Genomic DNA, 13,271 nt, shown 5'->3' with positions numbered 1-13,271 from the left:
AATAAAGAAAAAGGAATTCAGTTTTGGATTCCTTTTTTCTTGGCTTTAATTTAGCTTTATTAAAAACTTTAAACATTCATTTATTTTTTTATTTATACATTTGCAAGCTAAACTTTTACGATATGAAAATAAGATTTTTTTTATGCCTTTTACTAGCCGTGAGCGTTGCTTTTGGGCAAAAAAAACCAGTAAAAAAAGAAAATGATAAAAAGAAAAAGAAAGACAGTATTTCGTCTTATGATAAAATCGTGAAAGACGCTGTCTTAAAAAAAGGACTTTTTACTTTAATCGAAAAAGATGATAATTTGTATTTCGAAATTCCCGATTCTTTGATGGGAAAAGACATGCTGATTGTCAACAAAATATCATCGGTAGGTAGTGAGCTAAACGATGCGGGAATCAACCGCGGAATGAATTATCAAAATATCCTGCTCCGTTTCTACAAAGGTAAAAAGAATAAAAAAGTTTGGGTAAAATCTTTTGACCCTAAAATCCAAGTGGATACCGCTGATGCTATCTCTAAATCGGTAGCGGTGAACTACAACGAATCTATTTTTGAATCTTTTAAAATCGAAGCCTTTAATAAAGATTCTACAGCGGTTGTTGTAAAAGTGAATAAAGTGTTTGATGGCTCAAGTACTTCTTTCAATGATTTATTGAACAACTTAGGACTAGGAGGAAGTGTAAACAAGGATTTATCTTTTATAAGTGAAACCAAATCTTTCCCGCAAAATGTTGTGATTAAATCTGTTTTGTCGTCTAAAGTTACGGAGGGCAAAAGCAAAGTGAACATTACTATCGATGTAACATCGAACCTTGTTTTGCTCCCAGAAAAACCTATGAAAGAACGTTTTTATGACGATCGTGTGGGATTCTTCAACGAGCCAAAATGGTACTACACCGATATGCAACAGCAAGTGGATAAAAGAAAAATCATTACTCGCTGGAGATTGGAACCTAAAGACAACGAAATTAATGATTACTTAAAAGGAAAATTAGTTGAGCCTAAAAAGAAAATCGTTTACTACATCGATCCTTCTACTCCACCTCAATGGGTGCCATACATCATGCAAGGAATCTTGGACTGGAATGTGGCATTTGAGGCTGCTGGTTTTAAAAATGCTGTAGAGGCTAAATTATTAAACGAAGAAAACAAAGATGATTTTGATATTGATGATGTGAGATATTCTGTTTTAAGTTATGCCGCATCAGACAAAGCTAATGCCATGGGGCCATCTGTGGTGGATCCGCGTTCGGGAGAAATCATCGAGGCTGATGTGATTTGGTGGCACAATGTAATGACGCTTTTAAGCGACTGGATGCGCGTACAAACAGGAATCATAGATCCGCAAGTGCGTAAATTACCGTTCCCAGAGCAAGTAATGGGGAATGCAATTCGCTTTGTTTCTTCGCACGAAATAGGACACACTTTTGGGTTGATGCACAACATGGGATCATCATTTGCATATCCTGTGGATTCCTTGCGTTCGCCTTCTTTCACTTCAAAAATGGGAGGAACAGCACCATCAATCATGGATTATGCTCGATTTAACTATGTGGCACAAGAAGGAGATGGCGTAAAGCAAATTACACCAGAAATCGGAATTTATGATAAATATGCCATCGCTTGGGGATACCGCTGGACTCCGACAGAAAATCCTTTTGAGGATAAAAAAATCAACGAAACATGGATTGCAAAACATGCTGGAGATCCGCTCTATTTCTATGGGGCACAACAACCAAGCAACGATATTATAGACCCTCGCTCTCAAAGCGAAGATTTAGGAAACAATGCCATGAAAGCCAGCTCTTATGGTTTAATCAATTTGAAAAAAACCATGCCACACATCTTGGACTGGAACTTGAACAAACAAGAAAATTATACCGAAGCAGGGAAATTCTACATGACTATCATCAATCAATGGCAGGCTTATAATTTTCATGTGCTTAATAATGTGGGAGGAATCTATATCACGCCGTCTGTGTATGGCGATGGGCAAAAAACTTTTACGCCTGTGCCTTACGAAATTCAGCAAGAGGCTTTGGAATATTTGGTAAAAAACGCGATTACAATCCCGACTTGGCTGTTCAACGATGAGCAAATTTTACAAAAAGTAAAACCAATCAGAAGCACGCCAATGGGCTATCAGCAAGAATCAACTTATTCATTGGCTCGCGAAAAGCAATATTCTGTCATTTATTATTTATTTGAAAATGGTAGATTGTTAAGATTGCTCGACAACGAGTTTAATCAACCAAACTACAAGGGAATGACCGTGAAAAAAATGTTTGAATACTTGCGAGGCGAAGTTTTCCCAATGCGTGCAAAATTGGATATTTACCAACGCATGACGCAGAAAAACTATGTAGATGCCCTAATTGTAGACAACAAAAACTTGTTTGACAAAACTAATAAATACAAAATCAATTCGATTTATGCACCACTGCATATGGGTTGCGAGCATCTAGACATGCCAGAAAATCAAATTAATTTAAATTATAAATCTATGGTGCGTGTGTCTGAAGTAGCGTCGTACAAGCGTGGCGAACTTCTAGCGGTTTTGCAAAGAATTAAACGCATTAAAACCTTTGACACCGAAACCAGAAATCACTATAACGATTTAATAATCAGAATTAAAGAAGCATTAAATTTAAAATAAAAATCTATTTTTAAAAATCTATGAAAAAAATAATTTTACCTGTGGCAATTGTGTTGCCTATGGTATTGTATGCACAAAACCGCACGATAAGCGGAACCGTGAAAGACAAAGAAGGATATCCTGTAGTGGGAGCCTCTGTGTATGTGCCTAACTCGGTGGTGGGCGAAAAAGTAACCGACGGAACCATAAGCAACAATGCACTAGGCACCATAACCGATGACCACGGAAACTTTAGTCTCGAAGTACCTAAAAGTGCTAAAAAATTGACTTTTAGCTACGATGGATTCGATACCGAAACCATTGATTTAACAAGCAAAAGCGTATATCATGTAGTATTGAGAAGCGTTTTTGATGATTTAAACCTAAAAGAAGTCGTGGCTACGGGATACCAAAAAATCGAAAAAAGAAAATTGACCTCTTCTGTGGTAGATATTTCCATGGATAAAATCAATCAAAAAGGGGTTTCTAGCGTAGACCAAATGTTGCAGGGACAAGCTGCGGGAGTTTCAATCACGCCACAAACGGGCTCGCCTGGGCAACTTTCAAGCATTCAGATTCGTGGAAATTCATCGCTCAATGGTGTGAAAGATCCGCTTTGGGTGATTGATGGCGTGCCAATGGAAGGCAATGATGTTCCAAACTTGAAAGATAAAAACAACCTCGATGATTTAAGAAACTACTCAATCGCAGGACTGAACCCAGATGACATTGAGTCTATCACAATTTTAAAAGACGCTTCGGCAACATCTATCTACGGAGCGCGTGCAGCAAATGGAGTGATCAATGTGGTGACAAAGCGTGGTAAAAAAGGAAATTTAAACATCAATATTACTGCCAATACTTTCATCAACTTTATGCCAGATTTCAATCGAATCAATCTTTTAAACACTAATGAAAAAGTGGATTTTGAATTGGCTCTGGCTAAAAGAAAAGATTTAAGCTTTAGAAGTGGAAACGGCGATGTAGCAAGAATCATTTCAGCCGCCAACGAACTTGATAATTATAAAAACGGCAAGGAACTTTCTGCCGAGACTTTGGCTAAAATCAATGCTCTTAGAAATAACCAAATTGATTGGTGGAAAGAGTTGTATCGCACATCGATCAACCAGCAGTATTCTGCGTCGATTTCAGGCGGCGGAGATAGAAATAATTATTATTTCTCGCTGGGCTATTATGATGAGAAAGCTTCTTTGCAACAGGTAGGTTTTAAGCGTTTTAATTTAACTTTAAAAGATGATTTTAAAATCAATGATAAAATCAAATTAGGCGTTTCTATTTTGGGAGCTTCGATCATACAAAATAAATATTTAACCGATGCTGGCGCATTTACCAATCCTAATTATTACTCAAGAGTGGTGAATCCGTACCAATTGATTTACAATGCAGATGGAAGCTATGCCTATGACGAAAACATTAATCCGAATTTAAGAACGGACTCAGATTTTGTGAAATTCAATATTATTGAAGAGCGTGAAAATACCCAAAACACGCTGAAAACTTTGCAAATGATGTCTAACTTCGATTTGGAATACAAAATCACTAAAGGTATCACTTTCAACTCGCTTTTAGGCTTGCAAGTTGAGCGCAACCGCAGCGAAAAATACGCCAACGAAAATTCATACTACAATCGTGCTTATGTGGCAGGAACACGCTATTACGATTCCAGCACAAAAACCAATAAATACTGGTTGCCACTGGGCGGAATTTTGAAAAACAGCAGCACGGATTTCTTCAACTATATGTGGAGAAACTCACTAAACCTAGAGAAAAAAATAGGCAAAAGCGAATTGAGTGGTTTGGCAGGGATTGAAATCAGAAAGGATAAAAAGGAAATCATTAATACCAATACATTTGGTTACAATGATAGAAATTTAAACAACATTCCTGTGATTTTTAGAAATTCATCTGATGCGTTGGACGAAAATTATCGCCCTTTCAAAAATCTTGAATACGAAAATGCTTATGTTTCGTTTTTCGGGACAGCATCGTACACTTACGACAACCGCTATACCGTGTTTGGTAGTTTAAGATATGATGGCTCTAACCTATTTGGCGTAGATCCAAAGTATAAATATTTACCAATTTGGTCGGTTGCGGGGGCATGGAATGTTTCGAACGAAGCTTTCTTTGAACCTGCCAAAGAAGTAATTTCTAATTTAAGATTAAGAACTTCTTACGGTTTCCAAGGAAACATCGACAAGAGCACTTCACCATTTGTAATCGGAAACTACTCCACTGCCAGCATCACGCAAGGCAACACGGAAAATACAATCGTGGTGCTATCTCCACCAAACGACAAATTACGCTGGGAAAAAACCGAAAATTTAGGTTTTGGATTGGATTTAGGCTTGTTCAGAAACCGAGTGAATTTAGTTTTAGACTGGTATGATAGAAAAAGTACAGATCTAATCACGCTTAAAAATCTACCACAAGAAACAGGGTTTACCAGTACATCGATTAACTATGGCTCTATCACCAATCGCGGTTTTGAAATCGGGATCAATACAACCAACATTTCGACCGAAGATTTTAGATGGACAACTTCATTTAACATCAGTACCAATAAGAATGAATTAATCTCGGCGCAACCAAGCCCGAACCAGAAAAGACCTTTGGGCTTAAACAAACCAAACGACGCCATCTGGACAGTGCCATTTGCGGGACTCGACAAAAATGGATTGCCTGTGTTTGAAAAAGATGGAAAAATCGTTTCTACCAATGATTTCTTTGCTCTAGAAGATCCTTATGCAGCCTTTATGCCTGGATATTTCGTTCAATCAAATTTGAACGAAACACAGCGTTTAGCTTTATTCCAATACCAAGGCTACAACAGCCCAAAATGGTTTGGAGGATTGTCTAATAACTTTAGCTATAAAAACTTTGAATTTGGCATTTCTGGAACATTTGTGATTAAGAAAACCGTGCTGGCTCAGCCGTCGTACAACTTTACGCAAGTAGACCCTGGACAGAATTACCAAAACGAAATCCTAAACGCTTGGTCTCCAGAAAACACAAGCAGCAGCTTGCCAAGAATCATCGGTCGTGATACGCCAGAGGCAGGAAATGCCTACAACTGGTTTGGCGGTGTAGATGATATGAACACCTATTATGCGTTCCAAAATTTGGCTAAGGACTTGAGCTACTTTAGATTTACCAGCATCCGATTGGGCTACAATTTCCCTAAAGAATGGGTGAAACAAGCGGGAATTTCTAATGTAAAATTTACGGTAGAAGGGCGAAATCTTTTTGTCATCAGCAATGGGCACAAAAACTATTTTGATCCAGAAACTTATGGAAGCATCTACGCTCAACCTATTCAAAAATCGGTAACCGTTGGCTTTAATCTTCAATTTTAAAAATTAGAATTTAATCATGAAAAAACTACTTATAACATTAAGTCTTATTTCATCTTTTGCGATGATTTCGTGTGATGATTATTTAGACATTCAGCCCAAAGACCGTGTAATTCCCAGCACTTTGCAGGAATATCGCGAATTGCTCACCTCGGGCTACAATGCTTTTCCCAATGATAAAAGCAAAACCAGTGTTCGCACCGATGAATTGGAGATAAATCCTAAAGATTTTTCTGCCAATAATTACAAAGATATCTTCCTCTGGAACGATAGAGATTATGACGCAGAAACTTCAGAATTCAGCTACGATCTTTTGTACAGAAGTATTTTTTATACCAACGAGGTCATCAATCATGTAGGAAAACTGCAAAGCAACGAGGAACAAAAACAGCTCCTTGCCGAAGCGCATGCACTGCGTGCCTACACTTACTTTGAACTAGTGAATCTTTTTGCAAAACCTTATAATGCACAAAATACCGAAGAAAAAGGTGTCCCAATTGTGCTGGCAACCGATCTGGAAAAGGAAAACAGACCAGAGAGTATTGCTAAAATTTATGCTTTGATTGAAGATGATTTAGCCAAGGCCGAAAGTCTAATGCAAATTGAAAAAGCGGATGGCAAAACGCCTTATCGTTTTTCTAAAATTTCGCTCAATGCACTGATTTCTCGTGTGGCTTTATACAAAGGCGAATGGCAGAAATCTATTGATTATGCCAACAAAGTTTTGGCTAAAAATAGCAATTTGCTTGATTTAAATAAAAATGAAGATAACATTTTGCCCAACCAAGTAAGTTCGCCAGAAAACATCATGGCACTGGATTACGCCATAGATAGCAAAGTAAGACAATTGGCTTTTGTGAGCAAGGATTTGCTAAATCTTTACGACCAAAAAGATGATTTAAGATTTTCGCTTTATTATGCACCAGTAAAAGACAGCGACAAATACCAAACTGTAAAAGGCAATAATACCGATTTTAAATGCTCTTTTAGAATTGGAGAAATTATGCTCGTAAAAGCGGAAGCACTTTTGAAATTAAAGCAAGAAGGCGAAGCCAAAGAAGTTTTAAACCAATTGGCTAAAACTCGCTACAATGCTGAAGGGCTTAAAAAATTCAGTGAAAAATTAAATTCTTTAAGTGGAGAAAATCTTTGGACAGAATTTATGAACGAACGCCAACGCGAAGTAGCTTTCGAGGGCTATCGCTGGTTTGATTTACGCCGAAACGACCAAAAAGAAATCAAACATACTTACAACGATGTAGAAAGAATTTTGCAAAAGAACGATCCTCGCTATACGATTGCTTTCCCAAAAAGTGCTCGACAAGAAAATCCATTTTTGCAATAATTTTTTAAGACTTAATACCCAAAAAAAGAAACCGTTTCAAATATAATTTTGAAACGGTTTTTTATATTTAAAAATATATTAAAATCCTATTTTTTAAAATTCACTCACCATGTGCAATTGAATGCTTGGGTACTTCTGTTGCGTCATTTGAATGGTAAACGCACTATCTGCCAAGAACACCAACTGGTTATATTTATCTCTGGCAAGATACTTTTGTTTCACACGCAAGAAATCTTGGAATTCTTCTGATTTTTCGTCTTCGCATTCCACCCAGCAAGCTTTGTGGATATTGATGTTTTCGTAAGACACCTTAGCATTGTATTCGTGTTCTAGGCGGTATTCGATTACTTCAAACTGCAAAGCTCCCACGGTACCGATGATTTTACGATTGTTGTATTCAAGAGTAAAGAGCTGAGCCACCCCTTCATCCATTAGCTGGTCTATCCCTTTTTCAAACTGCTTTGCCTTCATCGGGTCGGCATTGTTTACATATCTAAAATGCTCTGGCGAGAAACTCGGAATCCCCTTAAAATTCAATTTTTCGCCCTCGGTAAGCGTATCCCCAATTCTGAAATTTCCTGTATCGTGCAATCCTACAATGTCGCCTGGGAAACTTTCATCTATAATTTCCTTTTTGTCTGCAAAAAACGCATTCGGACTACTGAATTTTAAGTTTTTGTCTTGGCGAACATGCAAATACGGCTTATTTCTCTCAAATTTGCCTGACACCACTTTAACAAATGCCAATCTGTCACGGTGTTTAGGATCCATATTGGCATGAATTTTAAACACAAAACCCGTAAATTTATCTTCATTGGGCTCCACCAAACGAGTATCGCTCTGCTTAGGCATTGGGTTTGGCGCAATATCTATAAAGGCATCAAGCAATTCTTTTACTCCAAAATTATTTAAAGCCGAACCAAAAAACACTGGCTGCAACTCGCCTTTTAAATAGGCTTCGCTATCAAAAGCAGGATACACCCCATCGATTAAATCAAGCTCTTCGCGCAAAGTTTCAGCGGCTTCTTCTCCGATGATTTCATCTAATTCTGGATTGTTGATATCTTCAAACTCAATGGCTTCGCTCACTTTTTGTTTGTTTTGAGCACTAAACAATTGAATGTTTTTCTCGTAAATGCTATAAATCCCTTGGAAACGCTCCCCCATTCCAATTGGCCAAGAAAGTGGCGTAACCGAAAGGTTTAATTTTTGCTCCACCTCATCAAGCAAATCAAAAGCATCTTTCCCTTCTCTATCTAATTTATTGATAAACACTAGCATCGGGATATTACGCATACGGCAAACCTCTACCAATTTTTCGGTTTGTTCCTCCACCCCTTTTGCCACATCTATCACGACAATCACACTATCTACTGCAGTGAGTGTACGATAAGTATCTTCGGCAAAATCCTTGTGACCAGGCGTGTCTAGAATATTGATTTTCTTATCTCTATATTCAAAAGCAAGCACCGAAGTTGCTACGGAAATACCTCTCTGGCGTTCGATTTCCATAAAATCGGAAGTGGCAGACTTTTTAATCTTGTTGGATTTTACCGCCCCCGCCTCTTGAATCGCTCCACCGAAGAGCAAAAGCTTTTCTGTAAGTGTAGTTTTTCCCGCATCTGGGTGTGAAATTATCCCAAAAGTTTTTCTTTTATTTATCTCTTTTTCAAGTAGTTTAGACATTTTAACTATAAATTTGGCGCAAAGATAAGCAATAAAGTTTATTGCCTCATTCATTTTTGGCACAAAAAATGCACTAAGTTGGGTGTGAATTGTCAAATTAAAATTAAAAATTGATGATTTGCGTTTAACTAAATTTTAAAACAATTATTAATTCAAAATTACAAGAAAGATGAAAAAATCAGTTTTAGCAATCACATTTGCGAGCCTTTTGGTATTTAGCTGTTCGAAAAAAGATAACGCAGCTGCGCAAGAAGAAAACACAACTACAACAGAACAAGTACAACAAGCTGAGGAAGCTACACCTGCAGAGGTTATCCCTTATGTATTTAAAGCTAGCGACACTGGAGACTTTGTTACTGCAGAGGTAAAAGGTGAAACTGCTACTTTAAAAGTAGGTGATGCTGAGCCAGTTGAGCTTAAAAAAGAAGGTGAAGTTTACAGCAACGATGCTTATACTTTAAGCCTAAACGGAAACGAATCAACTTTAAATAAAGTAGGAAGTGATGTAGCTTATACATTAATCAGCCCACTTTCTTACGAGTATTCTGCTGAAGGAGCTAAAGACATCAAAGCTACTTACTACAGCGAAGGAGATAAATTATTCGTGAAATTAGAGCAAGATGGTCAAACAACTGTTTTACCACAAACTCAAGCTTGGGCTAAAGGTGCTGAATACAAAGACGACACTACAACTTGGACAAACAAAGGTGATAACACTGCTGAGTATGTTCAAGGTGATACAAAAGTTGTTTACACTTCTAAATAATTTTTAAGTCCAAATAAACTTAAAGCGTTCTCGTTATGAGAACGCTTTTTTTGTTTCATAGGGAGATTCCAAATCGAGTTCGGAAGGACACTACGAAAACTTGTGACACGCATGTCACCCTGAACTTGATTCAGGGTCTCAACGATGCACAGAGAGATTCTGAATTTAATTCAGAATAACAAATATGAATAAAAATCTGATTAGAAATAGCCGAATCGGAAAATTTAAACCATAAAAAAACGAAGATGAAAATCGCTTCTCATCTTCGTTTTGTTTTTTGTGTATTGATTTAATTTATTTAATCACATCAAAACCGCAAAGTCCTTGCAATACTTCTGGAATTTGGATTCCGTCCTCGGTTTGGTAATGCTCAAGCAATGCCGCTACGATGCGTGGCAAAGCTAATGAACTTCCGTTTAAGGTGTGGCAAAGTGCAGTGCCTTTTTCGGTTTTGTATCTCAGTTTTAAACGATTGGCTTGGAAAGTTTCAAAGTTTGAAACTGAACTTACCTCCAACCATCTTTTTTGTGCCGAAGACCAAACTTCAAAATCGTAGGTAGACGCCGATGCAAATCCTGTGTCGCCACCGCAAAGGTGCAAAATTCTATAAGTTAAGCCCAATTCATCTAAAATCGATGCGACATGTTTTTTCATTTCCTCTAGAGCGGCATAAGAATTTTCTGGCTTTTCAATACGCACAATTTCTACTTTGTCAAATTGGTGCAAACGATTGAGCCCTCTCACATCTTTACCATAAGAGCCTGCCTCACGACGGAAACATGGCGTGTAACCTGTCATTAAAATCGGGAAATCTTTGTCTTCCAAAATCACATCGCGGTACACATTGGTCACAGGCACCTCAGCTGTCGGGATTAAATAAAATCCGTCAAGTGGCACTTCATACATTTGCGCTTCTTTGTCAGGCAATTGCCCTGTTCCGCGAGCCGAAGCCTCGTTTACCATAAGCGGCATTTGAAACTCCTCATAGCCTGCGGCTGTGTTTTTGTTTAAGAAATAATTGATCAAAGAACGCTGTAACACGGCACCTTTTCCACGATAAACTGGGAAACCTGCTCCCGTGATTTTAGTTCCTAATTCAAAATCGATTAAATTATATTTTTTAGCCAATTCCCAGTGTGGCAGCCCTTCTCTATCATATTCGTCGCCACTTCTGAACTCTTCCACATTCTCGTTTTCGCCTTTCCCAAATGGAACAGACTCGTGCAAAACATTCGGAATTTGGAATAATAATTCTTCCACTTTCTGTTTCGCAGCGTTTAATTGCTCTTGTAATTCTTTGGTTTTAGTTTTTAAATCCGCAGTTTTAGCTTTAAGTTCGTTGGCTTCTTGTGCCTTGCCAGATTTAAAAAGCTCGCCAATTTGCTTTGAAAGCTGGTTGGATTCCGAAAGTGCGTTATCTAATTCAAACTGAGTTTGTTTTCTTATATCATCTTGTTCAATAATTTGGTCTAAAAAGCTTAAATCTTCGATATTTCTTTTTTTAAGACCTTCCTCAATACGAGCGCGTTGCTCTCTAATCTCGTTTACAAGTAGCATAATATTCTTGAATTTTCAACAAAAATAATTATTTAAAACGAATTTATAAAAATAAAAAACTTAGATTTTAGCTTTTGGTTAATTTACCATGAATTGAAATTAAAACTTAGTGTTAAAAATACATTTTTTAATCATTTTTAAAAGCCTGCCAAAAATCATATCAAAAATGGGATTTTCTGCGGTTTTATGCGTTATTTCGGATTGAGATAATAATTTTTTTTCATTAAATTTGTGTATTTTAAGGTTTAAAAAAATATGAAATTTTATAAAACATTTGGGGCAATGATTCTGTGCTTATTTCTAGGCACGGCAATGGCTCAATTTCACATTATTCCAAAACCCGTGGAACTGCACAAAGGCGAGGGCTCGTTTTTGATTACAGAAAAAACACGCATAAACTACCCGAAAGATGCTGATACTCAAAAATTGGTTCAATATTTTAAAAATAAAATGGTGGAAATTTCGGGCTACCATTTAAAAGATGCTAAATCTCCTAGTAAAAATGTAATCGTTTTTAGCCAAACTGCTCCTACTTCACTCGGCAAAGAGGGCTATGAACTTGAAATTAATCCCGAAAAAATTACCATAAAATACAATAGCCGTGAGGGGGCTTTTTATGGTGTGCAAACGCTTTTGCAAATGCTCCCAATGGTGCGAAACAATGCCCCGCTAATTGTGCAAAGTGTACAAATAAAAGATTACCCAAGGTATAAATGGCGTGGTATGATGCTCGATGTGAGTCGTCATTTTTATTCGGTCGAAGCCATTAAACAAACGCTTGATATGTTGGCTTTTTATAAAGTAAATACTTTCCAATGGCACTTGTGCGACAACGAGGGCTGGCGTTTGGAAATAAAAAAATATCCTAAGCTTACAGAGATTGGTGCTTGGCGTATGGAAATCCCTAAAGCTCGAATTTACCAAAAAGATACGGTGCCTACGGGCGAAAAATATCTCTATGGCGGCTACTACACACAAGAGCAAGCCAAGGATATTGTGGCGTATGCCAAGGAACGCAACATTACCGTGATTCCTGAAATCGAAATGCCAGGACACAGCGGAGCAGCTTTGGCGGCTTATCCACAATTTAGCTGTAATGGAAAAGCTCAGAAAACGCCAAATTCCATTTTACATCATACCGATGAATACAGAGATTCGTTTAATTTAGAGTATTGTGCGGGGAAAGATGAAACTTTCACTTTTTTAGAAAATATTTTAAAAGAAGTTATGGAAATTTTCCCGTCGGAATACATTCATATCGGGGGCGATGAGGTGGATAAAAAACATTGGGAAACTTGTACGCTTTGCCAAGCTCGAATGAAAAAGGAAAATTTAAAAGACACACACGAGCTACAAAGTTATTTCGTTAAAAGAATAGAGAAATTCTTAACCAAACACCACCGAAAACTCCTCGGCTGGGACGAAATCTTGGAGGGTGGACTAGCCCCATCGGCTACGGTGATGAGCTGGCGCGGAGAAAAGGGCGGAATCGCTGCAGCAAAAATGGGACACGATGTGGTGATGTCTCCAAGTAATCCGTTGTATTTCATAAGACACCAAGATCGCAGCGAGATTGGCAAATATTGGGCTCCTAAATATTCGATCAATACGCTCGAGGCGGTGTATGCTTATAATCCGTCTTCGGATAAATTATCACCTGAACAACAGAAATATGTTCTAGGCACTCAGTTTGCCGTGTGGACGGAGTTTATGTCCTCTGTCTTGCACTACGAATACATGATTTATCCACGCATGCAAGCCTTTGCAGAAATGGCTTGGACGCCACTCGAAAATAAGAATTTTGATGATTTTGTAAAAAGATTAAATGAATATCATTTCGACGAATGGAAACTTAAAGGAATTAATTTTTATCCTAAATATTACGACAAAACGGCCTACTAAAT

7 protein-coding genes are annotated in these 13,271 nt (G+C 37.7%); 5 read left to right on the top strand and 2 right to left on the bottom strand.

Features of this window, described 5'->3' with window-relative positions; all coding sequences use genetic code 11:
* The first annotated feature begins 122 nt into the window (after positions 1-122).
* From ORNRH_RS10315 to ORNRH_RS10305, 3 genes are read left to right on the top strand one after another with little or no spacing between them, the layout of a single operon-like run.
* Complete coding sequence (locus tag ORNRH_RS10315; RefSeq protein ID WP_014791787.1) at positions 123-2,660, top strand: zinc-dependent metalloprotease; 2,538 nt, start codon at positions 123-125, stop codon at positions 2,658-2,660.
* 20 nt (positions 2,661-2,680) lie between these two features.
* Complete coding sequence (locus ORNRH_RS10310; RefSeq protein WP_014791786.1) at positions 2,681-6,016, top strand: SusC/RagA family TonB-linked outer membrane protein; 3,336 nt, start codon at positions 2,681-2,683, stop codon at positions 6,014-6,016.
* A gap of 16 nt (positions 6,017-6,032) precedes the next feature.
* The gene (locus ORNRH_RS10305; RefSeq protein ID WP_014791785.1) at positions 6,033-7,358 is read left to right on the top strand and encodes a RagB/SusD family nutrient uptake outer membrane protein; all 1,326 of its coding nucleotides are present in this window, start codon (positions 6,033-6,035) and stop codon (positions 7,356-7,358) included.
* Positions 7,359-7,451: 93 nt separating this feature from the next.
* Here ORNRH_RS10305 and ORNRH_RS10300 read toward each other — a convergent pair whose 3' ends face one another.
* Positions 7,452-9,044, bottom strand: coding sequence for a peptide chain release factor 3 (locus ORNRH_RS10300; protein WP_014791784.1), 1,593 nt, complete (start codon positions 9,042-9,044; stop codon positions 7,452-7,454).
* 169 nt (positions 9,045-9,213) lie between these two features.
* Here ORNRH_RS10300 and ORNRH_RS10295 point away from each other — a divergent pair, with 169 nt between their 5' ends.
* A complete protein-coding gene (locus ORNRH_RS10295) occupies positions 9,214-9,810 on the top strand; it encodes an MliC family protein (RefSeq protein ID WP_014791783.1) in 597 nt (198 codons plus the stop codon).
* A 294-nt stretch (positions 9,811-10,104) separates the two neighbouring features.
* Here ORNRH_RS10295 and serS read toward each other — a convergent pair whose 3' ends face one another.
* A complete protein-coding gene (serS, locus tag ORNRH_RS10290; RefSeq protein WP_014791781.1) occupies positions 10,105-11,367 on the bottom strand; it encodes a serine--tRNA ligase in 1,263 nt (420 codons plus the stop codon).
* Positions 11,368-11,622: 255 nt separating this feature from the next.
* Between serS and ORNRH_RS10285 the strand changes: the two genes are divergently transcribed.
* Positions 11,623-13,269: a beta-N-acetylhexosaminidase gene (locus tag ORNRH_RS10285; RefSeq protein ID WP_221403025.1), complete on the top strand. Its 1,647-nt coding sequence runs from the start codon at positions 11,623-11,625 to the stop codon at positions 13,267-13,269.
* Positions 13,270-13,271 lie beyond the last annotated feature (2 nt).

Source organism: Ornithobacterium rhinotracheale DSM 15997, assembly GCF_000265465.1.
Classification (GTDB): domain Bacteria; phylum Bacteroidota; class Bacteroidia; order Flavobacteriales; family Weeksellaceae; genus Ornithobacterium; species Ornithobacterium rhinotracheale.
The sequence above is the reverse complement of the archived record's forward strand: the minus strand, read 5'-3'. Positions and strand labels throughout refer to the sequence as shown.